We start from the raw sequence: 25,515 nt of genomic DNA on the forward strand, positions 1-25,515 counted from the left end.
GACACCCCGCATGAGCACTTTCGACAACGTCGTGGCCGGCAGGGCCACGATGGAAGCTGCCGCTTCCACGCCCGGCGCGATCATCGCGCGGCTCGAGCGGCTTCCGGTCAACGCGATGCAGATCCGCGCGCGCGTGCTGATCGGCACCGCGACGTTCTTCGACGGCTTCGACGTGATCACGATCGCGGCGACGCTGCCGCTGCTCATTCACAAATGGGGACTGTCGCCGACACAGATCGGCATGCTGATCGCGTCCGGCGCGATCGGGCAACTGATCGGCGCGTTCCTGTTTCCCGCGCTCGCGGAGAAGCATGGCCGCGTGAAGGCGATCGCGTGGAGCTCCGCCGTGATCGGCATCACCAGCATCGCGTGCGGCTTCGCGCCGACGTTCGAGATTTTCGTGCTGCTGCGGATCCTGCAGGGCCTTGGCCTTGGCGGCGAACTGCCGGTTGCCGCGACGTACATCAACGAAATCACGCGTGCGCACGGCCGCGGCCGCTTCGTGCTGCTGTACGAGATCGTGTTTCCGATCGGCCTGCTGGTGTCGATGGCGCTCGGTGCATGGCTCGTGCCGCGGTTCGGCTGGGAGATCATGTACTTCGTCGGCGGGCTGCCGTTGATCCTCGCGCTGGTGCTCACGCGTCTCGTGCCGGAATCGCCGCGCTGGCTCGCGTCGCGCGGACGGCTGCCGGAAGCGGGGCGCGCGGTGAGCGTGTTCGAAGCATCGGTGCGCGGCGAGCTGCCGGCGGTCACGCAGGTCGCGGCGTACGACGAGATGGTGCGCCAGCATCCGAAGCGGCGGATGAGCGACCTGTTCAGCGCCGCGTATCGCAAGCGCACGCTCGCGGTGGCGACACTGTGGGCGACCTGCGGGTTCATCCAGTACGGGCTGTCGACGTGGCTGCCGACGATCTACAAGAACTTCTATCACGCACCGCTGCAACTCGCGCTGAACCTCGCGGTGATCGGCTCGGTGATGGGCGTGCTCGGTTCGCTCGCGTCGGCGCTGCTGGTCGACAAGCTCGGCCGCAAGCCGGTGATCGTGTGGTCGTTCGTGCTGTGCGCGCTGTCGCTGGCGCTTGCGGGCATCTATCACGCATCGTCGGTGTATGTCGTCGCGGTGTTCTGCTCGCTGTCGCTCGGGCTGATGGCGTCGGGCTTCATCACCGCGTACGTCTATACGCCGGAGCAGTATCCGACCAGCATCCGCGCGTCCGGCTGCGGCCTCGGCAGTGCGTGGCTGAAGATCGCATCGTTCGCCGCACCGATGATCGTGCCGCACGCGATCATCGGCGGCAACCTCGCGCCGGCGTTCTACCTGATCGGCATCGTGCCGCTGATCGCGGCGCTGACCGTGCACTTCGTCGGGATCGAGACGAAGGGGAAGGTGCTCGAGGCGCTCGAGGCGTAAGCACGGATCGGAACGCCGCGTGTTGCCCTTGTGGCAGGCGCGGCGTTCGATCCGTCAGGCGGCTTGCCGGATTGCGGCGCCGAACGTACTCTTGGTCGATACCCGGCCCCCACCAGCAGGTGATCGACCATGCAAGCCCATCCTCTCCGTCTTTCCCCCGGCGACGACCTGCGTGCGTCGATCGAGCAAGCGTTGCATCGGCTCGACGCGCATGCGGCCTTCGTGATCCAGGGCATCGGCAGCCTCGACGTCGCGCAGTTGCGCTATGCGGGCGTCGACGCCCCGACCGAACTGCGCGGCGACCTCGAGATCCTGACGCTGGCCGGTTCGGTCGCGCCGGACGGCGCGCACCTGCATATGTCCGTGTCCGACGCGCACGGCCACGTGTCGGGAGGCCACGTCGCGAGGGGCTGCGTGGTGCGCACGACCGCCGAGATCCTGCTCGTGTCGTTGCCCGCGCATCGTTTCTCCCGTGAGCCCGATGCGGGCACCGGCTTCAACGAGCTGGTGATTCGGCCGGCGGCAGACTGACTTCGTGCGGAGCGTTCTCATGCATGAACGGCGCACCTGTCGCAACCGCGAACGATCGATGGCGACGGTTCAGCGGACCGTCTTGCCGAGCACATGACGGCGGCAATGTTCGAGATACGCCTCCTCATGCGCGGCCATCAGTTCGATGATGCTTCGCCACAGCCATGACGGCGCGTCGACCGTCTTCGGGTGTTGCCGACGCAACTCGGCGCGCCACGCACGTTGGGTCGCATTGTCCATCTGCGCGGCGTGCGCGTGGCCGATCACCAGCGCGAGATAGCGCGCGACTTCGACCGCATCGGCCTCCGACAGCCGTTCCGCTTCCAGTTTCAGATCCTGCGGCATCAGTTCGCGCATGACGACGGGGCGCCCGTCGAGCCGTGCCGCGCACATCCGGCTTCCCAGCATCGGCGATACATGCCGCGCGCCTTCGAGCACCCGTTGGGCGGGGTCGCGCGGCATGCGCACGCCGGGATGCTTCGGCGCCTTGGCGGCCGCGGCCTCCTTGATGTCGATCAGATAGGGCGGATGCCCGTCGGAACACGCGTCATCGATATCGAGCATGACCGCGAAGCGGCGCCGGCCGAGCGAGCTGCAGCCCTTCACCCAATAGGCGGCGTCGAGCACCTTCATTTTGGCGTCGGTGCGTGCTGCGCGGCTGAGTGCTGCGCCGATCGGGGAAACCGGTGCGGATTCGAACAGCGCGTGGATAGCGCTGCGCTCCGGTTCGGACAGCGGCCAGAAGCGTTTGCCCAGCGGGATGCGCGGCGTGCCGTTGCGGATCGTCTGGCGGTCGAGCTTGCGCCATGACCGGTTCAGCGCGGCCTTCATCGCGATCTTGATCGCGGCCGGGCGTTGCATGTGGCTGGTTTCGGCACGGTGCCGCGGGTCGAATGCCTGCTCGTATCCGTCGATGAGCGCTTCGATCATCCGCCACGTGATGACGCCGGGCAGATCGGAGCTGCGCGCCGCGGTCGCGAGCGAGACGCCGAGCCGCAGCACGTCGTGAACGGGATTGCCGATCACGCTCTGGTCGAGATCGCGAATCTGCACGGCGACTTCGCCCGTTTTCGCCGCGACCGGCCCCAGATTGCCGAGATGGCAGTCGCCGCCGATCCAGATCGGGGGGCCGTCGGGCACGGTGCCCGAGCGATGGTCGGCCAGCCACGCGTAAAAGCGCTCGGCGCTGCCGCGCGTATAGGTGTGGATCGAGCGCGCCATCTTGCGGCTGCGCAGCGTCGCGAGAATGTGCGCGCGCTGGTCGCTGTCAGGCAGCCGTGACGATCCTGATGATTTCTTGGCCACGATGCGTTCTCCTTGTGAACCGCGGCAGGTATTCCGGGTGTGATGGCTCGGACGCGGCGCGGTGGCCCGGCGGGGTGCCGGCGCGCGGCAGCGCGATGACGGTCAACCCGGCACGAACACGCCCAGCGCCGCGACCGCCATCGCGAGCGTCGCGAGCCAGCCGCCCCATGCCAGCGTGCCCGTGACGGCGAATTCCCCCATGATGCGCCGGCTGCCGGCCATCAGCATCATCACCACCATGATCGGGACGGCGGTCACGCCGTTGATGACGGCACTCCAGTAGAGCGCGCGGATCGGATCGAAATGCATGAACGTGATCGCGACGCCGCCGATGATCGCCAGCGCGATGACCGCATAGAATTCGCGCGCGACGCCGAATTGCAGCGCGAGACTGTTGCGCCAGCGGAAGGTGCCCGCAGCCGCGTAGGCGGCCGAGCCCGCGAGCACGGGCAACGCGAGCAGGCCGGTGCCGATGATCCCGAGCGCGAACAGCACGTATGCGAAGTGGCCGCCGATCGGCTCGAGCGCCTTCGCGGCATCGGCGGACGTCTTCACGTCGATGTGATGCAGGTTGAGCGTAGCCGCTGCCGTCAGCGTGATGAAGAACGCAATGATGTTCGATACGCCCATCCCGACCCAGGTATCGAAGTTGATCCGGCGCAGCTGCGCGGGCGCCTGGTGAGGCGCGCGCCGCAACGAGTGCTGGTCCGGCGCCGCGCGCAGTTCTTCCACTTCCTGCGACGCCTGCCAGAAGAACAGGTACGGACTGATCGTGGTGCCGAGCACGGCGATGACCGTGGTCAGGTAAGCGGCGGTCAACTGGAAATGCGGCCGCACGATCGCACGGCCGACCTCGCCCCACTGGATGGGCACGATGAGCGCGACCGCGACGTACGCGAGCAGGACGAGCGCGGTCCATTTGAGCAGCCGCGCGTAGCGTTCGTACGGCACGAAAATCTGCAGCATCGCCGACACACCGCCGAGGCACACGACATAGAGCTCCTGCGGACCGTGCAGCAGCAGTTTGACCGCCGCGCCCATCGCCGACAGGTCGGCGGCGATGTTGATCACGTTGGCGACGATCAGCAGCACGACGGTGACGTAAAGCAGCCACGGCGGATAGTGCGTGCGCATGTTCGATGCGAGGCCCTTGCCCGTCACGCGGCCGATGCGCGCGCTGACCAGCTGGATGGCCGTCATCAGCGGATAGGTCAGCAGCAGCGACCAGAGCAGTTCGAAGCCGAACTGCGCGCCCGCCTGCGAGTACGTGCCGATGCCGGACGGATCGTCGTCGGCGGCACCGGTGACGAGGCCCGGCCCGAGGCGTCGAAGCCAGTTTGCCGCACGCGGACGATGCTGCTCGGTATCGAGGGACTCGTTGTCGTTCATGATCGCGACCCGTGGGGGAGGGGCAATGGAGTCGCAAATGGCGTGCCTGAGCGGCGGAGCGGGTGCGCAGGGGCGCGGCACGTTTCGTCCTACGGGGGCGCGCGGTGCAACACGATGGGGTGCTGGTGTGGCCGTGGGGCAAGCGGGGGGAGCGGTCGGCGTGCTCGTCAGGAAGGGCGACCGGACGGCGGCAGCGAACGACGTTGCGGGACCCTTCGCGTCACTCGCAACTCGCCATCGCTACGACGCGTTTGATGTGCTCGACGCGCCGCCGCGACCGCTCACGGGTTGCGGCGCGCGCCGCACGGGGCGTGTACTGCGTCTACCGGCGCGTCAATGCAGGCGGTGCGAAGCCGAAAGTTCGGGAAGCGCCGGCGACGACCCTCTCGCCGTGCGGCGCGCTATGAACGCGACCGGCGCGGTGCACGTTGCGGCTCAGCGCGCGGCCGTCGCGACGTCCGGAGTGCCGCGCCCGGTCACCAGGCAGCCGGACATGAACGCCTCGCTCTGGCTGTCGGCGGCTGCGCTGCCGAAGCCCTTGCCGAGCGCATCGTATTTCACCTGCTCGGCGCGCTGCGAGCAGGCCGTCGGGCTGGCGTCGCGGCCTTGTGCGTGCAGCAGCGCCCGATCGCCGATCAGATAGACCAGCAGCGCAAAAAAAGCGATGTGTACGACTCGTCTCATGGTTCGTCTCCTCGTCGCTCAAGCGTAACGCGGACACGATTGGCGAGGCACTTGGGGCTTCCCCCGGTAAACGTCTGCTGAAATGACGGCGAGCCGAACTGATAGCGTCCCGTTTTTTACCGGGCGAACGACGAGAAGCGCCGGTCGCCGGCCGCTTCCGGCGAGCGATTGACGCGAGTTTGACGAATGTCAGGTTGCGGGCAGGGCGAGACGGTCGCGCCGGCGCTCAGAGCGATAGCATGAACGCATGTCTTACGGAACGCGATGCGCGGCAAGCGATGGGCGCAGCGGCTTCGAACGCAGCAGATACGTGCTGATCATCGCTGTCGAAATAGTGAGGAATCCAAATGCTTAATGTCTCTTCGGTCCTGATCAGCATGGCGCCGCTGTGGGTGATTTTGCTGGGCGCATCGTCGTTGGCGACTTACCTCGTGTTCTGGCGCAAGGTCATCAAGTAAGCACTGCCTCGCGGAGGAACCGTCGCGTGTCGTCCGGAAGGAGATGCGTCGACGCGGCAGCATTGCCACACCACCGTGATCGGGCTCGCGCGCGTCGCCGCTCGCGTGGCGATCGAGCGTTACGCGTGGCAGGCTAACCACCGACGGCAACACGGGCGCCGTGCTTATCGCACCGCCGTCACCGGCACATTGGAAATACGCACGAGCCGGTTCATCACGCTGCGCCCGAACATCGACAGCAGCCCGTGCAACGGGCCGAGCCGCGGCGCGACGACGACGATTTCGTCGCAGCCTGTCTCCGCCGCGACCGCCGCGATCGTGTCGGCCACCGGCCCGACCTTCTTCACGACGCTGTACCGCACGCCGGCTTCCTGCAGCATTCGCTCGGCCATCGCGAGGTCATCGCACGCGAACCTGTCTTCGATCGAGCGCAACCGCGACAGCGAATGAAACGCCTCGACGCGCGTTGCTTCGAGCGGCGCCTGCACATTGATCAGCACAATTTCCGACGCGCAGTGCTCGCGGTACAGGAACGTCGCATGGCGGATCGCCTGAAGCGAGCGGGGAGAATGGCCGACCGGAACCAGCAGCTTGAGCATGGAGAATGCCCCGGAGACGAGATGGTTGCAGCGTAGCGTTCCGCCGGATCGCGCGCGCTAAAGAAATCGGGCGAGCGCGTAAAAATGTCGTCAACGTCCACCGTCTTGCTGCGCTTATTAAAAATATAAGAAATTTAAGTTTATGCGCATAAACGTTTTCATCTATGGGCCGGGCCGCGGGCGCGCGACCCGGCGGCGCGACGCCGATTTAGTCGGTTCCTTAATGAATCGCGGCGCAAAATATCGGAGGTCGGCGATTCGGCGTCGCGTAGAGTAGAGCATCGGCCGCGGCGCGGCCCCGCCCGGCGGCCTCTCGAGCCTGCGCGGACGGCCCGCCGCCATCACGCGGGCCGCCACCTTCCATACCGATTCCAGGAGACTCCGCATGCCGCACGGCGCCCCGCAGGTTCTCGCTCCCGCTTCCATCACCGTCGACCCGATCGTGCGCCTGTCCGCGGGCGAACTCGCGTCGGCGATCCGCAGCAAGGCGGTGTCGTGCGTCGATACGATGCGTGCGTATCTCGATCACATCGAGCGCGTGAACGGCGCGGTGAACGCGCTGGTCTCGCTGCGCGATCGCGCGACGCTGCTCGCCGAAGCCGCGGAAAAGGACGCCGCGCTCGCTCGCGGCGAGTATCACGGCTGGCTGCACGGAATCCCGCAGGCGCCGAAGGATCTCGCGATGACGAAAGGGCTGCGCACGACCTACGGCTCGCCGATCTTCCGCGATAACGTGCCGCAGGCCGATTCGGTCGGCGTCGCGCGCATGCGCGCAGCCGGCGCGATCTTCATCGGCAAGACCAACACACCGGAGTTCGGCCTCGGCTCGCACACGTTCAACGAGGTGCACGGCGCGACGCGCAATCCGTACGACCTGACGAAGAGCGCGGGCGGCAGCAGCGGCGGCACGGCCGCGGCGCTGGCGTCGCGGATGCTGCCCGTCGCCGACGGCAGCGACTTCGGCGGCTCGCTGCGCAATCCGGCCGCGTTCTGCAACATCTACGGCATGCGTCCGTCGCAGGGTCGCGTGCCGCGCTGGCCGGGCGTCGACGTGTACATGCAGCAGCTCGGCATCGAAGGGCCGATGGGCCGCACGGTCGGCGACGTCGCGCAGTTGCTCGCGATCCAGGCCGGCTACGACCCGAACGATCCGCTGTCGCTCGCGGAGGATCCGGCCGTGTTCACGAAGCCGCTCGACAAGGATCTGCGCGGCGAGCGCATCGCATGGGTCGGCGACTGGAACGGCTACCTCGCGACCGAGCCGGGCGTGCTCGCGCAGTGCGAAAAGGGCCTTGCGACGCTGCGCGAGATCGGCTGCGACGTCGACGCCGCGCTGCCAGCCTTCGCGCCCGAGCGAATCTGGCGTCTGTGGCTCACGCATCGGCACCTGCTGTCGGGCGGCGGCCTGCTCGCACACTATCGCGACCCGACACGGCGCGCGCTGCTGAAGCCCGAGGCGATCTACGAGGTCGAAGGGCTGCTCGCGATGCAGGCCGCCGCGGTGTTCGACGCGAGCGTCGAGCGCACCGCGTGGCACCAGGCCGTGCTGAGCTTCTTCGATCGCTACGACTTCATCGCGGCGCCGACCGCGCAGGTGTTCCCGTTCGACGTCGAGCAGCGCTGGCCGAAGGAAATCGCGGGCCGCGCGATGGACACCTACCATCGGTGGATGGAAACGGTCGTGCCGTGGACGCTGGCCGGCTGCCCGGTGATCAGCGTGCCGGTCGGCTTCAACGACGCCGGGCTGCCGATGGGGATGCAGCTGATCGGCCGGCCGCGCGCGGATCTCGCCGTGCTGCAGCTCGCGCGCGGCTACGAGCAGGCGGCCGACTGGGTCGGCCAGCGGCTGCCAGGCTGGATGGCTGCGTAACGCGCGCGCCGCGGCGTCGGTTCCGGACGCCGGATACAAACGGGTATTGATGCGGAAGCGGAACGAATCCTGCTGCATGCCCGACATGGCGCTGCATACCCGAAGGAATGCGCGCGATGACGCGCCGCCGCGCCGCAATTGCAAGCGGCCGTCGCGTGCGATTTCGTTTCGAGGTGTTTCAGTCGTTGCGGCCGCGCGCGGCGCGCTTCGACAATATTGGCCTCGATAATCCAGGCACGAGGCAAACAGATGAAGCACATTCGCGCGACGGGCAAGCACCTCGCATCCGTTAGCATCGCATTCGGCATCCTGCTTGGCGTGAACGGCACCGCGCAGGCGCAGCTCGACCTGCAGTCGATCGGATCGGCGCTGCTCGGCGGAGGGCAACAACAGCAGCAGACCGCGCCGTCGCAGGGCGGCGTCGCGCAGCTGATGCAGGCGTATGTCGGCGCGAACCAGCAGGTGCTGACCGGCCAGTCGTCGCTCGCGTCGGCGATGGGGCTCACCGGCGCGGCCGGGCAGGCACAGCAGGCCGCGAGCCTGCTCGGCGGCGGCAATGCGCTGACGCCGGCCGCGCTGTCGCAGATGGGCGGCGCGCAGCAGTCGGTGTCGCAGGCGCTCGGCCAGGCTTTCGCGAGCGGCGGCGCGACGCACGGCCCGATCGACAAGCAGGCGTTCAGCAACGGCCTCGCATCGCTCGGGCAGGGCCTCACGCAGTATTCGCAACTGCAATCGGGGCTCGGCAGTCTCGGTTCGACGAGCGCCGCGTCGCTGCTGCAAGCGGGGCTGAATCCGCAGAACATGCAGGCTGCGTCGTATATCGCGCAAAGCGCGCCGGGCCAGTTGCAGTCACTGGCGTCGACGCTCAGCCAGGCCGTACAGTTCGCGACGAGCCAGGGCATTTCGGTGCCGTCGGTCGCATCGTCCGCGCTGAAGCTGCTGCCGTAACGTGGCCGGACCCGCGCGCTGGCGGTGCCGGCAGCGCAGCCGGCGATCCGGGATGGCTTGGGGTGGGCGACCAGCGCAAGCCCGTTAGCGGCATGAACAGACCCTGCGCAACATGGGGATTTCGCTCGATGCTATCGTGACGTGTTCCCGTTCTCGGTGCCGGTACATGATTGACTCGTTCGACCTCCCGCGCTACTTCGCCCGCATCGGCTACGACGGCCCGGCCGAGCCGACGCTCGACGTGCTGCGGCGACTGCATCTGCTGCACCCGCAGGCGATTCCATTCGAAAATCTCAACCCGCTGACCGGCGCGCGGGTCGCGCTCGACCTGCCCGCGATCGTCGACAAGGTGATCGGGCGCCGACGCGGCGGCTACTGCTTCGAACTCAACAAGTTGTTCTATACGGCGCTCACGACGATCGGCTTTCGCGTGACGCCGCTGATCGCGCGCGTGCGCTGGATGCGGCCGCCCGAAGTCGTCACCGCGCAGACGCACATGCTGCTGCGCATCGATCTCGACGGCGCGACGTGGCTTGCGGACATTGGCTTCGGCAGCGCAACGCTCACCGCGCCGCTGCGCTTCGTGCCGGGCGAGCGGCAATCGACGCCGCACGGTGCGTTTCGCGTCGTCGACGCACCGGCCGACGGCGAGTTCGACATGCAGTTCGAGATCCCCGACGGCTGGCACACCACCTATCGCTTCTCGCTGAAGCCGGCCGAGTGGATCGATTACGACGCCGCGAACTGGTTCACGTCGACCTATCCCGAATCGATCTTCGTGAACGATCTGATCGCATGCCGCGTACTGCCGGACGGCCGCGCGGCGCTGTTCAACACCGTGCTGACGCTGCGCGACGCGGCGGGGGCCGGGCGCACCGTCACGTTCGACGACGCGGCTGAGTGGGGCGCGTGCCTGCGCGACACGATCGGCATCGACACGACCGGCTTCGATCTCGACGCGCTGTTCGCGCGGGTCGCGGCGCGGGCGAATACGATGTGAGGGTGGTGCAAGCGGTGGTGCAAGCGGTGGTGCAAGCGGTGGTGCGGCGGGACGGGCGGGCGTTGACGTCTGCTGCACGCCGCGCCACCGACTCCGGTTCCCCGATTGACTTTTGCTTTTTGCCAGCATGCGAGGCTACGGCGATGACCGATAACCGCCAGGATCAGGACGCCCCCGACAGCACCGCCGCGCGCGTCGCGCTGTGGCGTGCGCTGCACGTCGAGCTCGATGCACCGCCGCATGTGCTCGCCGACGAAGTCGGCCTGCAACTGCTCGCGCCGGAACCCGGCTGGCAGCAGCGCGGCGACATGGATCCGCAGTTCACGCGGCCGTTTCGCGCGTCGATCGTCGCGCGGGCGCGCTTCATCGAGGATCTCGTCGTCGAGCAGGCCGCGCAGGGCGTGGCCCAGTACGTGATCCTCGGCGCGGGCCTCGACAGCTTCGTGCAGCGCCGGCCCGAGATGGCGGTGCGCTTGACCGTGTTCGAAGTCGACCCGCCGGCGCCGCAGGCGTGGAAGCGCCGGCGTTTGACCGAGCTCGGCTTCGGCGTGCCGGACTGGCTGCGCTTCGTGCCGGTGGATTTCGAGCAGAAGCAGTCGTGGCGCGACGCGCTCGTCGCCGCGGGCTTCGATGCGGGCAAACCGGCGGTCGTGGTGTCCACCGGCGTCAGCATGTATCTGACGCGCGAAGCGAACTCGGCGGCCATGCGCGAAGTCGCGGCGCTCGCGCCGGGGTCGACGTTCGCAATGACGTTCCTGCTGCCGCTCGAGCAGGCCGATCCGGATGTGCGCCCCGGGCTCGAAATGGCCGCGAAGGGCGCACGTGCGAGCGGTACGCCGTTCATCAGCTTCTTCATGCCGGCCGAGATCCGCGCGCTCGCGACGGAAGCGGGCTTTACGCAGGCCGAGCACGTGTCGGCAGCGGAACTCACGCGCCGCTACTTCGCCGATCGGACCGACGGCCTGCGTCCGCCGAGCAACGCGGAAGAGCTGCTGGTCGCGACGGTGTAGCGCTTTGACGCGCATCGACCACCAATCACGCCGGCCGATCACATTGACGGCCGGCCTCCGCTGAACAATGCGCAAACGTGGCGAGTTGCGACCGCGTGACGCCGCGGTCACACCGGTCACGCATCACGCGCGTTCGAGCACGGCCATCTCGCGCACGACCACGAGCAGCACTGCCAGGCTCGCGCCGCCCGACGCGCGCAGGTCGGCGAGCAGATGCTCGTAGCGCTGCAGCGCCGCTTCGCGGCGTTCGCGCCACGCGTGGACGATGCCCTCCGGCGCGGTTGAATCGGCCGATTCCGCGAGCGCGCTGGTGGCCAGCGTGCGCTTGAGCCGCGCGACTTCCGCGAGCGCTGCCGCGCGCGCCAGCATGTCCCAGTGCGTCGGCGTCGGCAGCGTGGCCGCGCGCTCGCCGATCCAGCCGTAGTTCAGCAGCGTGCCGAGCGAGAAGTACACGCCCGCGACGAGTTCGAGGCTGCGGTCGCAGGTCGCCGCCACTTCGGCGATGTCGAGCAGCGCGGCCGAGATGTCGCCGCTCGCGACGCGTGCCGCGAGCGCGCTGTCGACGCCGGCATCGACCAGCACGCGCTGCCGCTCGGACAACGCTTCGAGATCGCCGGCCGGCAGCAGCGACGGCAGTTGCGGCGCGATGCGCTGCACCGCGTCGCGGCAGCGCGCGATCAATCCGCCGACGCCGCCGTCGGCCACCGCGCCCGACTGCAGGTGGCGCAGGAACCACAGCGCCGCGCGCTCCAGCAGCCGCGCGACGTCGACGAACATGCGCGCCTGCACGTCGTCGGCAACGCGGTTGTCGAGCGCGTCGATGTCGCGCCACACCGCATCGAGATCGAACACGTCGCGCGCCATGATGCAGGCGCGCACGATGTCGCCCGGCTTCGCGTCGGTTTCCTCCATCAGCCGATGCACGAATGCGCAGCCGACCCGGTTGACGAGCGCGTTGGTCAGGTGCGTCGCGAGGATCTCGCGGCGCAGCGGGTGGCGCTGCATCGGTTCGCTGAAGCGCTGTTGCAGCGGCTTCGGGAAATAGTCGACCAGCATCGCGGCGACGAGCGGATCCTCCGGCACGTCGGTTTCGAGCAGCGCGTCGTACAGCCACATCTTGCTGTACGCGAGCAGGACCGCGCGCTCAGGCGACGTGAGGCCCTGTTTCGCGGCCTGCCGTTCGGCGATCTCGTCGTCGGTCGGCAGGAACTCGATCACGCGGTTCAGGCGGCCCGCGCGTTCGAGCCAGCGCATCAGGCGCGCCTCCGCGTCGAGCAGCTCGACGCTGTAGCGGCCGGCGATCGACAGCGCCTGCGTCTGATAGTAGTTGTCGCGCAGCACCAGCAGCCCGACTTCGTCGGTCATTTCCGCGAGCAGCGCGTTGCGCTGCTTCTCGGTCATCTCGCCGTCGCTGACCACCAGCCCGAGCAGGATCTTGATATTGACTTCGTGATCCGAACAATCGACGCCGGCCGAGTTGTCGATCGCGTCGGTGTTGATGCGGCCGCCGCGCTGCGCGAACTCGATGCGGCCGAACTGCGTGCAGCCGAGATTGCCGCCTTCGCCGACCACCTTGCAGCGCAGGTCCGCGCCGTTCACGCGCACCGCGTCGTTCGCGCGATCGCCGACCTGCTGATGCGTTTCGCGCGCGGCCTTCACGTAAGTGCCGATGCCGCCGTTGTACAGCAGGTCGACGGGTGCCTGCAGGATCGCGCGGATCAGCTCGGTCGGCGGCAGCGCATGCGCGTCGATGCCGAGCACGGCCTGCACGGCCGGCGACAGCGGGATCGTCTTCGCGGTGCGCGGATAGACGCCGCCGCCCGCCGAGATCACCGATGGATCGTAGTCGGCCCAGCTCGAGCGTTCGAGCGCGAACATCCGCTGGCGCTCCGCGAAGCTCGCCGCCGGATCGGGGTTCGGATCGAGGAACACGTGCCGGTGATCGAACGCCGCGACGAGCCGGATATGCGGCGACAGCAGCATCCCGTTGCCGAACACGTCGCCGGACATGTCGCCGACGCCGACCACGGTGAAGTCGGTCGTCTGCGTATCGACGCCCATCTCGCGGAAATGCCGCTTCACCGATTCCCATGCGCCGCGCGCGGTGATCGCCATCTTCTTGTGGTCGTAGCCGACCGAGCCGCCGGACGCGAACGCGTCGTCGAGCCAGAAGCCGTATTCGTGCGAGATCGCGTTCGCGTAGTCGGAGAAGGTGGCCGTGCCCTTGTCGGCGGCGACGACGAGGTACGGATCGTCGGGGTCGTGCCGCACCACGTCGGGCGGCGGCACGATCGCATTGCCGGCGAGATTGTCGGTCAGGTCGAGCAGCCCGCGCAGGAACGTCTGGTAGCACGCGATGCCTTCGCGCATCCACGCTTCGCGATCGCTCGGCGGCGGCGGGTTCTTCACGACGAAGCCGCCTTTCGAGCCGACCGGCACGATCACGACGTTCTTCACCATCTGCGCCTTCATCAGCCCGAGCACCTCGGTGCGGAAATCCTCGCGCCGGTCGGACCAGCGCAGGCCGCCGCGCGCGACGCGTCCGCCGCGCAGATGCACGCCCTCGACGCGCGGCGAGTACACCCAGATCTCGAACATCGGCTTCGGTTCGGGCAGGCCGGGCACCTTTGCCGGATTGAACTTGAACGACAGATACGGTTTCGAGTCGCCGTTCGCATCGCGCAGGAAATAGTTGGTGCGTTCGGTCGCATTGATCACGCCGAGGAACTGGCGCAGGATCCGGTCCTCGTCGAGATTCGGCACCTGGTCGAGCGCCGCCTCGATCGCCTTCAGCAGATGTTCGGTCTGCACGTCGCGTGTGCCGCCGGTTCCGCCCGTGGCCGGGTCGAAGCGCAGCAGGAACAGTTCGACGAGCTGTCGCGCGATCGCCGGGTTGCCGGTCAGCGCGCGCTCGATGTACGCGTCGCTGAACGTCGAGCCGACCTGCCGCAGGTATTTCGCATACGCACGCAGGATCGTGACCTCGCGCGCGCTAAGGTGCGCGCGCAGCACGAGGCGGTTGAAGTCGTCGTTCTCGATCCGCCCGCTCCAGATCCGGTCGAACGCGTCCTCGAACAGGCCCTTCACGCGCTCGATGTCGAACTCGGTGTCGTCGGCCAGTTCCAGCCCGAAGTCGTGTACCCATGCGTGCGCGGCGTCCTGCGTCTGGATCCGGTACGGCCGCTCCTCGTCGACGCGCACGCCGAGATGCTCCAGCATCGGCAGGCTGCGCGACAACGCGATCGGATCGCCCGCGCGATACACCTTGAAACGGAACGCGCGCGCCTCGGCCTCGATCGGGCGGTACAGGTTCATTGCGAGCTGGCCCGATTCCTTCACGCGCTCGATCAGCTCGATGTCGCGCACGGCCGTGCGCGCCGGATAGTCGTCGCGATAGCCGGCCGGGAACGAGTCCGCATAGCGCTGCAGCAGGCGGTTGCCTTGCTCCTCGCCGAACGCGTCGAGCAGCGCATCGGCGAGATCGTCCTGCCAGCGGCGCGCGACCTGCACGAGTCGCGTTTCGAGCTCGCGCGTGTCGACGTCGGGCATCGTGCCCGGTTCGGCATGGACGACGAAATGAATCCGCGCGATCGCCGACTCCGACAGCAGCGGCGTGAATTCGACGTTCACGCCGTTGTATGCGTCGACGAGCAGCTTCGCGATGCGGCGGCGCAGGTCGGTGTTGTACTTGTCGCGCGGCACGAACACGAGACACGACACGAAGCGGTCGAAGCGGTCGCGCCGCACGAACAGGCGCGTGCGCTGGTGTTCCTGCAGGCGCAGGATGCCGAGCGCAATGTCGTAGAGCTGGTCTTCGTCGGCCTGGAACAATTCGTCGCGCGGATAGGTTTCGAGCACCGTCACCAGCGACTTGCCGAGATGCCCCTTCGGCAGGAAGCCCGCGCGCTGCACGATGTTCGCGCACTTGCGGCGCACGATCGGAATCTCGGTGTACGAACCGAAATAGGCAGTCGACGTGTAGAGCCCGATGAAGCGGCGCTCGCCGGCGATCTTGCCGTCGGCGCCGACCAGCTTCACGCCGACGTAGTCGAGGTAGCCGGGCCGGTGCACGGTCGCGCGCGAGTTGGCCTTGGTCACGAAGATCGGCCAGGGGCCGGTGATGATCTCGGCGGCGGCCGGTGGCAGCGGCGTCACGTCCGGCGCGCCGGGCGGGCGCAGCGCTTCGCGCAGCAGCCCGAAGCCGGAGCCTTCGACGCCGCGCAGCCCGAAGCCCGGGCCGTCCGATACCAGCGAGTAGTCGCGCTGGCCGAGGAACGTGAAGTGATCGGCGAGCATCCATTCGAGGAACGCGCGCGCCTCGATGTCTTCCGCGGTTGATTCGCGGGCTTTCATGTCCTTGATCGTCGCGCGGGCGATGTCGACGATCTTCGGCCAGTCCTCGACCGATGCGCGTACGTCGCGCAGCACCCGTGCGATGTCGTCGCGCAGCGTGTCGAGCAGCGCGGCGTCGCCGCAGCGGTCGACTTCGAAATGGATGAACGATGCAAGTTGCGAGTGGCTATCGCCGGGCGTTGCGCCGCCGGCCTCGACGCGCTCGATGCCGCCGTCGCTGCCGCGCCAGATGCGAAACACCGGGTGCAGCGCGGAGTGCAGTGCGAGCCCGAGGCGGTTGACGGCCATCGTCACCGAGTCGACGAGGAACGGCATGTCGTCGTTGACGATCTCGATCACCGTGTGGTCCGAGTGCCAGCCGTGCTGCTCCAGGATCGGGTTGTACACGCGCAGCCGCTCGCTGCCGGGCACGAACTTCTGGGCGGTCTGCCAGTGCGCCATCGCGGCGCCGTAGAGGTCGGCGATGCTGCGGTTTTGCAGATCGTCGGCGTCGACGAAATCGTAGTAATGATGCAGGAACGGTTCGACGATCCTAAACGTGGCTTCGGGCAGGCGAGCGCGCGCGAATTCGACGACATCGGAGAGCAGGTGTGCGACGACTTCCTCGTTCTTCGCTTCCATGGCGGTCTCCTGGTCGGGTGGCCATTGGCTGCTTCGTGTGTGTTCGGCATTATGCGCCGATTGATGCGCCGATTGCGTGACGGCGCGATGTGCGGGCGCACAACGGCGCGGCGTGCAACCGGCGCATGCAGCGGGCGCGCGCAGCGGGCTGCGCGCAACGGGTTTTCCCGGCGTTGCGCGGTTGGGTCAGGTGAGGTCGGGCGGCTTCAGGTCGGGGGGCGCGCGTACAGCGGGTTCATGAAGTCGAGCAGCGGCGTGGTCAGCAACTGCGACACGAATTCGCGATACGCGACGAACTCGTGTCGCAGGCAGTCTCGTCGACCGCCCGAAGCGTTTTATCCAGTTGCGCGCCCGCCGACAGGATCATGTCGTTCGGTGCGGCGGCGATCCGCGTGTCGTCGATCATGCGGTCTCCGTAGAGACGCGCCGCGCGCGTCACGTTCGTGCGGGTGTCACCGCAGTTCGAGCGCGTTTCGCCCGGCAGGTTGCGCCGGTGCCGAAGCGGCCGGTGTCAGCGTTCGTCGCTCCACAGCTTGCCGGCCGTCGCCCAGTTCTCCTTCTTCACGTCGGCAAGAATGATATCGACCGAGCCCGGGTCGCAGCCGAGCGTCTCGCAGGTGACACGCGTGATTGCTTCGACGAATGCGCGCTTCTGTTCGACCGTGCGGCCTTCGAACAACTGGATATTGAAAGTCGGCATGACTGGATGCTCCGAGGGTTGAGGGTGAGGAAATTCGCCGGCACGCCGGCAGCGTCAGTCGCGATACGACGGATCGATCCGGTCGAGACGGCGCAGCAGCGCCGGCCATTCCAGTTCGCCCTCGATCGCGCCGCCGTCGCGCAATTGCTCGGCAGTACGGTCGGCGATGGCCGGCTCGGGCACCACGAGCGGTCCGCCGCCCGCCTGTGCGCGCACCTGGATGTCGCACGCCTTGATCAGCGTATCCATCAGCACATACGCCTCGGCCACCGTCCGGCCGACCGTCAGCGTGCCGTGGTTGCGCAGCAGCATCGCCGATTTCGCGCCGAGGCTCGCGGTCAGCCGCGCGCCTTCGGCCGGCGAGAACGCGAGCGCTTCGTAGTCGTGATACGCGAGATCGCCGTGAAACCGCAGCGCGTGCTGCGACGCGGGCAGCAGCCCGTCGCGCTGGATCGACACGGCGATGCCGGCCGTATTGTGCAGATGCATCACGCAAACGGCGTCCGGCCGCGCGGCATGCACGGCCGCATGCAGCGCGAAACCGGTCACGTTGACCGCGTGTTCGCCGTCGCCGATCCGGTTGCCGGCGAGGTCGATCTTCACGAGATTCGATGCACGGACCTCGTCGAACGTGAGGCCGAACGGGTTGATCAGGAAATGGCCGGGCTCGCCGGGCACCGTCGCGGACAGATGCGTGTAGATCAGGTCGTCCCAGCCGTTCAGCGCGACGAGGCGATAGGCGGCGGCGAGATCGACGCGCAGGCGGCGCTCGGCGTCCGAGATCGGGCCGGCGGGCTTCACGGTGTCAGGACGGTGTGCGAATGACGACATCGGGTTCTCCGAGGGTAAGGCGGCGCGCGACGGCCACCGTGATCCACGACGCGAGCGCGAACGGCGCGGTGAGCGCGACGATGCCCGCCTGCATCGCGAGCCACTGGATCAGCGCGGCCAGTGCGGCCGCCGCGAGCGCTGCACGCGCGCCGCGCGACATCAGCGCGAGCGCGGCGAGTGCGCCGTTGAAGCCGAGCAGGCCGTCGGCCAAGGCGGCGCCGCTTGCGCCGAGCGCGATCAGCAGCACGGTCGACACGGTCGCACCGCCGAGCGCGAATGCGGCCGCGCGGCGGGACGCGAGCGCGATGCCGGCGACGATCAGCGCGCCGCCCCATGCGCCTTGCGCGAAGGTGGTTTGGGCGACGCCCGATAGTAGCGCGGCGGCGAACGATTCCAGCGAGAACGTTGCGCCCTGCGCAGCGCCGCTTGCGTGCTGCACTGCGACAAACGGCAGCCACGCCGCGGTCGCCGCGAGGCATGGGCTCGAATATGAGCACTGGCGCCATTTCGCGAGCGGCGAGCGCATTGCACGCTGCACGAGTGCGGCGCCGGTCGCGGCGAGCGGCACCAGCACGAGCGCGGCGACCGGCGCGGGGGCGAACAGCACCGCTACCAGCGCGGCGAGCGCGCCGTTGAAGCCGTGCAGCCCTTGTTCGACGTCGCGGCGCGCCGCGCCGGTCAGCACCGCGGTCAGATTGGCCGCGGCCGCGCCGACGAGCGCCGCGCACGCGAGCCGCAGGTCGGTCAGCGCGAGGGCGGCGACCAGCATCGCGCCGGTGAACGCGTTCGGCTGCAGCACGATCTGTCCGATGCTGCGCAGCAGGATGCGCAGGTCGATCGACGGCGAGGCAGGGCGGGCGGTAGGCATGGCGGCGGCGGAACTGGACGAGCCGCGAGCATAGGACACAATCCCATGCACCGAAATAGGGAATTCTGGATAGTCAGGATTTGTGGCGGGTGCCCCGAATTGGGGCGGAGAGAGGGTCGATCGGGGCGTCCGTTAACGTTTTCGCTCGCTTGACGCAGTTTCTTAACAAATTCGCACCGTTGCTATCGTTTTCGTGCTCAAGCTAATGCGTTAGCGTTTTCGTGTAGGATCGGAGAATTGTTAGTGTTTTTGAGGTCTTGTTAGGAGATTTATCGATGCAAGTCGGTTTCAAGGCTCTGGCTGCTCGCTACGACATTACGCTGGCGCAGCCGCTGCGTGTCGATTCGATCGTTGGCAGCACACGTGCAAGCCGCGAAAACGACGATCAGGTAGAGAACCGGTATTCGCTCACCTATCGGCCCACTGACGACTTTGCGGGTCATTTTGAGTTCGGACTGAAGTATGAAGAGCTTCACTTCGAGTTTTTTGCTCGCTTGTTTGCCGTCGTTGGACCGGAACCTATTGAACGCTGGTGCCGGAGCGCTCCGTTGGGCCAATACGCTCGACGCACGGGTTTCTTGTATGAATGGCTGACAGGCCAGCGTCTGGACGTACCGGACGTGACGAATGGCGGCTATGTCAATGCGATTTCTTCAACTGAATACCTTACCCGCATAGAGCCACTTCGAAATCGCCGTTGGCGGCTGTACGACAACTTGCCGGGTACGCGTGCGTTTTGCCCGCTGGTTCGCCGAACCGCGGCAGTTCAGGAAGCCCTGAAGTTTGATTTGAGCGCGGCATTGAGCGAGTTGGACCGCGTCTTCGGGCCGGACATCTTGATGCGGACAGCCAGTTGGCTGACATTCAAGGAGTCGCGTGCAAGCTTTCTCATCGAGAAAGAGGTGGATCAGGCGGATCGCATTCAGCGATTTGCGCACGTCATCGCGCAATACTGCGGCCGTATCGACGCTCCACTAAGCGCCTCAAGCCTGCATACGCTGCAAGCCGGCATTCTGGGCCACGACGCGTTTGGCTTGGGGGTGCGGCGTTCACCCGCCTTCGTGGGGCAGGCTACGATGCGCGAGAACATCGTGCATTACATTGCCCCGGCATTCGAAGACGTGACGCCGATGCTTGCGGGGCTCGGCGAATTCGAGGCAGCAACTCGCGGCGCCGAGCCGCTGGCACGTGCCGCTGCGTTGGCGTTCGGCTTCGTTTATGTCCATCCCATGCGTGACGGCAACGGCCGGATTCATCGCTTCTTGATCAATGACTCACTGGTGCGGGACAAGGCGGTGCCGGATGGCGTGATATTGCCGATCTCGGCAACCATCACGAGTTCGACGGAGTTTCGTGCCGGATACGATCGCACGCTCGAGGCGTTCTCCCGCTGCGTTATGCGGCGCTACGCAACGTCCTATCGGTTCGGAGAACTTGTGACCTATGACGACGGAACGCGCAGCAACTTCGATTTCGACAGCTATGAAGATGCACGCTTCGTCTGGCGCTATCCAGATTTGACGGCTCACGTCCTGTATACCGCGCGAGTCGTCGAGCACACGATTCGCACCGAAATGGCCGATGAGGCCAGGACGTTGGTCATCTTTCAACTCGCCCAGGAGCGACTCAAGGAAGTGGTGGAGATGCCGAACCCGGATGCAGACCGGATCATTCGCTCCGTCAGGGAAAACGGCTGGAAAATCTCTCGCAAGCTCAAACAGCAGTATCCGCAACTCGAGGATGAACGCAGAGCAGCGCGAGTCGTGGAAGCGATCCGCTCTGCATTTGAGGAGCCGGACATAAACGTCAAACACGAGTAACGCGGGCAGGACTCGTCGACGGTGGCATTCTGGATACTCGGGATTTGTGCGACGATGCCCCGGCATTGGGCAACGAGGAGGAACCATGCGAGAACTGCGCTGGGCGTCGCTCGAGGGCGACGGAATCGAACATCTGACGTTCGACCGGAGTGATTCCGGCATCGTCGTCGAAAGCGCCGTGGTCGGCCAACGCTACGGCCGCGCGTATGGGCTTGCCTACCGGGTCGAGTGCGATCCGCAGTGGCGGGTGAAGTACGCGGTGCTCAGGGCGATGGGCGGCGGCACGCTCGAACTGCATGGCGACGGGGCCGGGCACTGGCGCGACGGTTCAGGCCGCGCGCTGCCGAAGCTTGACGGCTGCATCGACATCGACATCGCGGCGACGCCGTTCACGAATTCGCTGCCGATCGGCCGCCTCGGCCTCGCGCGTGGCGAGCGGCGGCCGATCGACGTCGCGTACATCGCGACGCCGGACCTGACCGTCACGCCGGTCAAGCAGGCGTACGCGTGCATCGAGCCCGGCCGCCGCTATCGCTACGAAGGCATCTTCCGGAATTTCACGGCGGAGATGGACATCGACGATGACGGGCTCGTGATTGACTACGAAACGCTGTTCAGGCGCCTGCCGCCGCTGCGCTGAACCGCCGGTCCTGCTCCTGCGCCGGCTCCGGCTCCCGCTCGCACGGCAGCGGCCGCGGGTACTGCCGCCGCCGCTGCCGGACCTCCCGCGACCGCCGGCCTTTCATGCGCGGCCGCAAACCGGTCGATCCGCGCCGCGATCAGCGCCGGATTGCGCACCACGACCCAGTGCGAACCATCGATTTCCTCGCGCACGTGCTCGCCGAGCCAGCGCTCGAGACCGACCGACATCTCCGGCGTCACATAGCGATCGCGCACCGGCACGAGGATCTGCACCGGCGCCTGCGCATAGCGTTCGCGCGGCTTTCTCGCCCGCGCGACAAAATTCGCGCGGTAAAGCTGCAGCCCGTTCAGCGCGTTCTTCAATTGCGCGGGATCGCGCTCGGGCCGTACGTGCTCGGTGAACTGCACCCAGCGCGGCCACAGCGCGGCGCCGCCGAGTCGCCAGACCAGCGACGGCACGACCGGCAGGTGGAAGAACGCGATGTACCACGACTTCAGGCTCTGTTTGAGCCGCATCTTCGCGCGGAACACGTGATCGAGGCAGGGCCCCGAGATCGACGTGTACGACGCGATGCGGCCGCAAAATGCCGGATCGGTCACGGCCTCCCAGCACTGGATCGACCCCCAGTCGTGACCGACCAGATGAAACGGCCGGTTGCCGCAGGTGGCGTCGGCGACGGCCTTCAAATCGTCGGCGAGCCGCGCGAGCGCGTAGTCCGCGCGGCGGCGCGGCGCATCGGACGCACCGGCGCCGCGCACGTCGTACGCGATCACGCGGTAGCGTTTCGCGAGCCGCGCGCGGACCGGCGCCCACACCGCCGCCGAATCGGGATAGCCATGCACGAGAATCAGCGGCGGCGCGCGCCGCGGGCCGTTGACATAGACGGCGAGTTTCACGTCGCCGGAATGGACGGTCAGCATCTCGTCTGCGCGCGCCATGGCGTCATGCCTGCGGAACCGGATGCAGCGGCACGCGGCGCGGCGCAGCCTGCGCCGCATGGCGCGCGTTGGTCGCGTCGATGTTCGCGAGCAGCGTGTCGAGCCCCTGCAGGTACTGATGGTTGTCGTGGTCCCACGGATGGAAGCCCGGCCGGAAATAGTCGAGCCATTCGCGCGCGATGCTCGGGAACACGCCGGTCCGCGGGCTGTACAGATACTTCACGAGACGCCACATGCCGCCGAACCGGCCGTGCCGGCGACGATGCGACAGCATCAGCCGCACATGGAAGTCGAACACGATCGTCCAGAACATCACGGTCGTCAGCAGCATCGTGCTGGTGCGCAGCAGATAGCTGCCGATACCCGGCTTCACCACGGCGTTCCATACGTCGTACGACACCGCCTTGTGCTCGGTTTCCTCCATCGCGTGCCACATCCACATCTGCTGATAGCCTTCGACCGAGCCGTCGATCCGGTGCTCGTGGCCCGACAGCAGCTGGTTCGCGAGGATCGCCGTGTAGTGCTCGAGCGCGATCGTGATCGCGAGCTGCATCGAATGCGGCAGGGTCTTCTTGAAGAAGCCGAGGATCGTCCACAGCCGCTTGTCGAGCTTGTGCGCGGGCAGGCCGGCCGACTGCAGCAGGTCGTTGTACTCGATGTGCTCGCGCGTGTGCATCGCTTCCTGGCCGATGAAGCCGAGCACCTGCTTCTTCAGTTCCGGATCCTCGATGCGGTCGCGGTAGTTGCGCACGGAATCCATGAAGAAGCGCTCGCCGGCCGGGAACAGCAGCGACAGCGCGTTCATGAAGTGCGTGACCGGCACGCCCTGCACGTGCCAGTCCTTCGCGCGTTCGGGCGGCAGCGCGAAACGGATGTCGCGCCGCACCGGCATCATTTGCGGTGTCGTCATGATTGTTCTCCCTGATTGCCTGCGTTGTTGTACGTTGCTTGCAGCGGGGCTGCGGCCGGCGCGCCGTAGCGGGCGGCCGCGCGGCGCGCCTTCGCGGCCTCGCGCCGCGTCGCGAGCACGACGAGCGCCTGGTACGCGGCCGGCAGCACGCGCGCCATCCAGTCCGCGGCCTTCGCATCGCGGCCGATCAGCACGCGGCGCTTGTTCCGGCGCACGCCGGCGAGGATCGTGCGCGCGGCGTCGTCGGCGGTCGTGATGAAGAATTTCTCGAAGCTGTCCTTGCCTTGCTGCTCGCTCTCGACGATGAAGCCGACCATGTTCTTCGCGACCCGGCTCGACTGCGCGATGTTGGTGCGGATGCCGCCCGGGTGCACGCAGGTCGCCGACACGCCGCACTTCATCATGTCGAGTTCCTGGCGCAGCGATTCGGTGAAGCCGCGCACCGCGAACTTGGTCGCGTTATAGCCGCTCATCCCCGGCTGCGCGAAGATCCCGAAGATGCTCGACGTGTTGATCACGTGACCGTCACCGCTCGCTTTCAGGTGCGGCAGGAACGCCTTCGTGCCGTGCACGACGCCCCAGAAGTTAATGTTCACGATCCACTCGAGATCGCTGTATTCCATCCCTTCGATCGTGCTCGACAGCGCGACGCCCGCGTTGTTGAAGATCAGGTTGACCTTGCCGTGTTCCTGCGCGGTGTCGTCGGCCCACGCGAACATCGCGTCGCGGTCGCCGACGTCGAGCACGCGCGTCGACACGCGCACCTTCGGCGCGATCGTGCGCACGATCCGCTCGGTTTCGGCGAGGCCGACGCCGTTCTTGTCGGCGAGCGACACGTGGCAGCCGGCCTGCGCGAGCTGGATCGCGAGCGAGCGGCCCATGCCCGAGCCTGCGCCGGTGATCGCGGCGACCTTGTTGGCGAAATCTCTCATGTCGTTGGCTCCTTGTCTGGCTCAGGCCGCTTCGGCGGAACGGGTCGTGGAAGCGGCAGCGGCGGGCGCGGCGACGGGCCGCGCGCTCGTGTCGTGATGCGGTGCGCGATACGCGTGGTAGTCGGCGATCGAGAAATGCGCGGTCGCCTGGCGGAAGCGCCACGTGAAGCCCGGCCACAGCGTCGTGTTCTTGCCGGTGCGCGGATCGAGATACCAGCTCTTGCAGCCGCCCGTCGACCAGATCGCCTTCTTCAGCTTGCCCTGCAGGTCGTTGTTGAACTGCGCCTCGACGAGCGGGCGCACCTCGATCGCCTCCGCGCGTTCGCGATGCATCGCCTGCAGCGCGCCGAGGATGTATTCGATCTGCGACTCGATCATGAACACCATCGAGTTGTGGCCGAGGCCCGTGTTCGGGCCGACGATCATGAAGAAGTTCGGGTAGCCCGGCAGCGTCGTGCCGAGATACGCATGCGCACCGTCGCGCCACGCGTCGACGATGTCGAGCCCGCCGCGGCCGATGATCGCGCCGCGCGGATACGGATCGGCGACCTGGAAGCCCGTGCCGTAGATCAGGCAGTCGACTTCATGGCGGCGGCCGTCGGTCGTCACGACCGCGTCGGCTTCGATATGGTCGATGCCGGTCGTGATCACGTCGACGTTCTTGCGCGACAGCGCCGGGTAGTAGTCGTTCGAGATCAGCACGCGCTTGCAGCCGAGCGTGTAGTTCGGGGTCACGACCTTGCGCAGTTCCGGGTCGGGTATCTGCTTGCGGATGTGGCGCAGCGCGAGCTTCTGCACGTTCTTCATCAGCGACGGATGGATCGCGAAGCCGAGCACGCGCGATTCGAGCATCCAGTAGATGCCGCTACGCACGGCCTTCTGCGTGAACGGGAGCGTGCGGAACAGCCATTTCTCGAAGCGCGTCAGGTTGCGGTCGGGCTTCGGCATGATCCACGGCGGCGTGCGCTGGAACAGCGCCAGTTGCTTCACGCGCGGGGCGATCTGCGGCACGAACTGGATCGCGCTCGCGCCGGTACCGATCACCGCGACGCGCTTGCCTTCGAGCGCGTAGTCGTGATCCCACTGCTGCGAATGGAACGCGCGGCCCTTGAAGGTCTCGACGCCCGGAATCGCCGTCAGCGCGGCACGCGACAGCCCGCCCATTCCCGACACCAGCACGCGCGCCGACAGCCGCTTGCCGTTCGCGAACGTAAGGCGCCAGCGTTGCGCGGCTTCGTCGTATTCGGCGCGCTGCAGTTCGTGGTTCAACCGCAGGTGCGGGCCGACGCCGAAGCGCTGCACGCAGTCTTCCAGGTACGCACGGATTTCCGGCTGCGGCGCGAACATGCGCGTCCAGCGCGGATTCGGCGCGAACGAGAACGAATAGACGTGCGATTGCACGTCGCATGCACACCCGGGGTAATGATTGTCGCGCCACGTGCCGCCGACCGACGCGGCCTTCTCGAGGACGACGAAGTCGGTAACGCCCGTCTGCCGCAGGCGAATGGCCATCCCGAGACCGGCGAAGCCGGTGCCGATGATGGCGATGTCGGTGGTTTCGTCCGGGCCGTCGTGGCCGGGCGGGCCGAAAGGCAACGTGCGAGCATTCATCCGGGTGTCTCCGATTTGGCTCATTTTTGAATGTTACATTGTTGGATGTAACGATAGTGGGTGAGCCTGGAAACCGCAAGCGC

21 protein-coding genes are annotated in these 25,515 nt (G+C 67.1%); 8 read left to right on the forward strand and 13 right to left on the reverse strand.

From position 1 onward, the window contains the following. Window positions 1-10 precede the first annotated feature (10 nt). Window positions 11-1,411 carry an MFS transporter gene (locus tag C7H84_RS02110; RefSeq protein WP_121857185.1) on the forward strand — a complete coding sequence of 467 codons (1,401 nt, stop codon included), beginning with the start codon at window positions 11-13 and terminating at the stop codon, window positions 1,409-1,411. A gap of 129 nt (window positions 1,412-1,540) precedes the next feature. Further along, window positions 1,541-1,942, forward strand: a complete 402-nt coding sequence (locus C7H84_RS02115; protein WP_121857186.1) for a PPC domain-containing DNA-binding protein — start codon at window positions 1,541-1,543, stop codon at window positions 1,940-1,942. Window positions 1,943-2,011: 69 nt separating this feature from the next. Here C7H84_RS02115 and C7H84_RS02120 read toward each other — a convergent pair whose 3' ends face one another. From C7H84_RS02120 to C7H84_RS02135, 4 genes are all read right to left on the reverse strand, one after another. Continuing rightward, window positions 2,012-3,247: a DUF2252 family protein gene (locus C7H84_RS02120; RefSeq protein WP_121857187.1), complete on the reverse strand. Its 1,236-nt coding sequence runs from the start codon at window positions 3,245-3,247 to the stop codon at window positions 2,012-2,014. 102 nt (window positions 3,248-3,349) lie between these two features. Next, a complete protein-coding gene (locus C7H84_RS02125) occupies window positions 3,350-4,636 on the reverse strand; it encodes an Nramp family divalent metal transporter (RefSeq protein ID WP_121857188.1) in 1,287 nt (428 codons plus the stop codon). A 435-nt stretch (window positions 4,637-5,071) separates the two neighbouring features. Then, a complete protein-coding gene (locus C7H84_RS02130) occupies window positions 5,072-5,320 on the reverse strand; it encodes an adhesin (protein WP_121857189.1) in 249 nt (82 codons plus the stop codon). Window positions 5,321-5,942: 622 nt separating this feature from the next. After that, entirely contained in the window at window positions 5,943-6,377 is a 435-nt protein-coding gene (locus C7H84_RS02135) for a universal stress protein (RefSeq protein WP_121857190.1), read from the reverse strand. Between the two features lie 385 nt (window positions 6,378-6,762). Here C7H84_RS02135 and C7H84_RS02140 point away from each other — a divergent pair, with 385 nt between their 5' ends. The 4 genes from C7H84_RS02140 to C7H84_RS02155 all read left to right on the forward strand — a co-directional run bounded on the left by C7H84_RS02140 (window position 6,763) and on the right by C7H84_RS02155 (window position 11,205). Continuing rightward, window positions 6,763-8,247, forward strand: a complete 1,485-nt coding sequence (locus tag C7H84_RS02140; protein ID WP_121857191.1) for an amidase — start codon at window positions 6,763-6,765, stop codon at window positions 8,245-8,247. A 249-nt stretch (window positions 8,248-8,496) separates the two neighbouring features. After that, complete coding sequence (locus C7H84_RS02145; protein ID WP_121857192.1) at window positions 8,497-9,195, forward strand: hypothetical protein; 699 nt, start codon at window positions 8,497-8,499, stop codon at window positions 9,193-9,195. Between the two features lie 166 nt (window positions 9,196-9,361). Further along, window positions 9,362-10,195, forward strand: coding sequence for an arylamine N-acetyltransferase (locus C7H84_RS02150; protein WP_121857193.1), 834 nt, complete (start codon window positions 9,362-9,364; stop codon window positions 10,193-10,195). A gap of 143 nt (window positions 10,196-10,338) precedes the next feature. Continuing rightward, entirely contained in the window at window positions 10,339-11,205 is an 867-nt protein-coding gene (locus C7H84_RS02155; protein WP_121857194.1) for a class I SAM-dependent methyltransferase, read from the forward strand. A gap of 123 nt (window positions 11,206-11,328) precedes the next feature. Here the strand turns inward: C7H84_RS02155 and C7H84_RS02160 are convergent, their stop codons facing one another. The 5 genes from C7H84_RS02160 to C7H84_RS02180 all read right to left on the reverse strand — a co-directional run bounded on the left by C7H84_RS02160 (window position 11,329) and on the right by C7H84_RS02180 (window position 18,578). Beyond that, the gene (locus tag C7H84_RS02160; protein ID WP_121857195.1) at window positions 11,329-16,179 is read right to left on the reverse strand and encodes an NAD-glutamate dehydrogenase; all 4,851 of its coding nucleotides are present in this window, start codon (window positions 16,177-16,179) and stop codon (window positions 11,329-11,331) included. Window positions 16,180-16,438: 259 nt separating this feature from the next. After that, a complete protein-coding gene (locus C7H84_RS02165; protein ID WP_240461945.1) occupies window positions 16,439-16,585 on the reverse strand; it encodes a hypothetical protein in 147 nt (48 codons plus the stop codon). A 105-nt stretch (window positions 16,586-16,690) separates the two neighbouring features. Continuing rightward, window positions 16,691-16,879, reverse strand: coding sequence for a 4-oxalocrotonate tautomerase (locus C7H84_RS02170; protein WP_014898956.1), 189 nt, complete (start codon window positions 16,877-16,879; stop codon window positions 16,691-16,693). Window positions 16,880-16,933: 54 nt separating this feature from the next. Continuing rightward, window positions 16,934-17,710, reverse strand: coding sequence for a class II aldolase/adducin family protein (locus tag C7H84_RS02175; protein WP_121857196.1), 777 nt, complete (start codon window positions 17,708-17,710; stop codon window positions 16,934-16,936). Beyond that, a complete protein-coding gene (locus tag C7H84_RS02180; protein ID WP_121857197.1) occupies window positions 17,685-18,578 on the reverse strand; it encodes an urea transporter in 894 nt (297 codons plus the stop codon). Before C7H84_RS02180 ends, C7H84_RS02175 begins: the two co-directional genes overlap by 26 nt. Before the next feature lie 275 nt (window positions 18,579-18,853). Here C7H84_RS02180 and C7H84_RS02185 point away from each other — a divergent pair, with 275 nt between their 5' ends. After that, complete coding sequence (locus C7H84_RS02185) at window positions 18,854-20,398, forward strand: Fic family protein (RefSeq protein ID WP_121857198.1); 1,545 nt, start codon at window positions 18,854-18,856, stop codon at window positions 20,396-20,398. An 85-nt stretch (window positions 20,399-20,483) separates the two neighbouring features. Beyond that, entirely contained in the window at window positions 20,484-21,038 is a 555-nt protein-coding gene (locus C7H84_RS02190; protein WP_121857199.1) for a putative glycolipid-binding domain-containing protein, read from the forward strand. Here C7H84_RS02190 and C7H84_RS02195 read toward each other — a convergent pair. Genes C7H84_RS02195 through C7H84_RS02210 form a run of 4 tightly spaced genes read right to left on the reverse strand, consistent with a single transcriptional unit; the run spans window position 20,999 to window position 25,432 of the window. Further along, on the reverse strand, window positions 20,999-21,979 hold the full coding sequence (locus C7H84_RS02195; protein ID WP_121857200.1) for an alpha/beta fold hydrolase: 981 nt from the start codon (window positions 21,977-21,979) through the stop codon (window positions 20,999-21,001). The genes C7H84_RS02190 and C7H84_RS02195 overlap by 40 nt on opposite strands. Window positions 21,980-21,983: 4 nt before the next feature. Next, entirely contained in the window at window positions 21,984-22,889 is a 906-nt protein-coding gene (locus tag C7H84_RS02200; RefSeq protein ID WP_121857201.1) for a metal-dependent hydrolase, read from the reverse strand. Continuing rightward, window positions 22,886-23,821 carry an SDR family NAD(P)-dependent oxidoreductase gene (locus tag C7H84_RS02205; protein WP_121857202.1) on the reverse strand — a complete coding sequence of 312 codons (936 nt, stop codon included), beginning with the start codon at window positions 23,819-23,821 and terminating at the stop codon, window positions 22,886-22,888. The genes C7H84_RS02200 and C7H84_RS02205 overlap by 4 nt, the downstream gene beginning before the upstream one ends. Before the next feature lie 21 nt (window positions 23,822-23,842). After that, entirely contained in the window at window positions 23,843-25,432 is a 1,590-nt protein-coding gene (locus C7H84_RS02210; protein WP_121857203.1) for an NAD(P)/FAD-dependent oxidoreductase, read from the reverse strand. Window positions 25,433-25,515 lie beyond the last annotated feature (83 nt).

The organism is Burkholderia sp. Nafp2/4-1b (genome assembly GCF_003635165.1).
Taxonomy (GTDB): domain Bacteria; phylum Pseudomonadota; class Gammaproteobacteria; order Burkholderiales; family Burkholderiaceae; genus Burkholderia.

Coding starts and splice junctions, on each gene's coding strand:
- C7H84_RS02110 (WP_121857185.1), top strand. CDS start 11: ATGAGCACTTTCGACAACGTCGTGGCCGGCAGGGCCACGATGGAAGCT.
- C7H84_RS02115 (WP_121857186.1), top strand. CDS start 1,541: ATGCAAGCCCATCCTCTCCGTCTTTCCCCCGGCGACGACCTGCGTGCG.
- C7H84_RS02125 (WP_121857188.1), bottom strand. CDS start 4,636: ATGAACGACAACGAGTCCCTCGATACCGAGCAGCATCGTCCGCGTGCG.
- C7H84_RS02130 (WP_121857189.1), bottom strand. CDS start 5,320: ATGAGACGAGTCGTACACATCGCTTTTTTTGCGCTGCTGGTCTATCTG.
- C7H84_RS02135 (WP_121857190.1), bottom strand. CDS start 6,377: ATGCTCAAGCTGCTGGTTCCGGTCGGCCATTCTCCCCGCTCGCTTCAG.
- C7H84_RS02140 (WP_121857191.1), top strand. CDS start 6,763: ATGCCGCACGGCGCCCCGCAGGTTCTCGCTCCCGCTTCCATCACCGTC.
- C7H84_RS02145 (WP_121857192.1), top strand. CDS start 8,497: ATGAAGCACATTCGCGCGACGGGCAAGCACCTCGCATCCGTTAGCATC.
- C7H84_RS02150 (WP_121857193.1), top strand. CDS start 9,362: ATGATTGACTCGTTCGACCTCCCGCGCTACTTCGCCCGCATCGGCTAC.
- C7H84_RS02155 (WP_121857194.1), top strand. CDS start 10,339: ATGACCGATAACCGCCAGGATCAGGACGCCCCCGACAGCACCGCCGCG.
- C7H84_RS02160 (WP_121857195.1), bottom strand. CDS start 16,179: ATGGAAGCGAAGAACGAGGAAGTCGTCGCACACCTGCTCTCCGATGTC.
- C7H84_RS02165 (WP_240461945.1), bottom strand. CDS start 16,585: ATGATCGACGACACGCGGATCGCCGCCGCACCGAACGACATGATCCTG.
- C7H84_RS02170 (WP_014898956.1), bottom strand. CDS start 16,879: ATGCCGACTTTCAATATCCAGTTGTTCGAAGGCCGCACGGTCGAACAG.
- C7H84_RS02175 (WP_121857196.1), bottom strand. CDS start 17,710: ATGTCGTCATTCGCACACCGTCCTGACACCGTGAAGCCCGCCGGCCCG.
- C7H84_RS02180 (WP_121857197.1), bottom strand. CDS start 18,578: ATGCCTACCGCCCGCCCTGCCTCGCCGTCGATCGACCTGCGCATCCTG.
- C7H84_RS02185 (WP_121857198.1), top strand. CDS start 18,854: ATGCAAGTCGGTTTCAAGGCTCTGGCTGCTCGCTACGACATTACGCTG.
- C7H84_RS02190 (WP_121857199.1), top strand. CDS start 20,484: ATGCGAGAACTGCGCTGGGCGTCGCTCGAGGGCGACGGAATCGAACAT.
- C7H84_RS02195 (WP_121857200.1), bottom strand. CDS start 21,979: ATGGCGCGCGCAGACGAGATGCTGACCGTCCATTCCGGCGACGTGAAA.
- C7H84_RS02200 (WP_121857201.1), bottom strand. CDS start 22,889: ATGACGACACCGCAAATGATGCCGGTGCGGCGCGACATCCGTTTCGCG.
- C7H84_RS02205 (WP_121857202.1), bottom strand. CDS start 23,821: ATGAGAGATTTCGCCAACAAGGTCGCCGCGATCACCGGCGCAGGCTCG.
- C7H84_RS02210 (WP_121857203.1), bottom strand. CDS start 25,432: ATGAATGCTCGCACGTTGCCTTTCGGCCCGCCCGGCCACGACGGCCCG.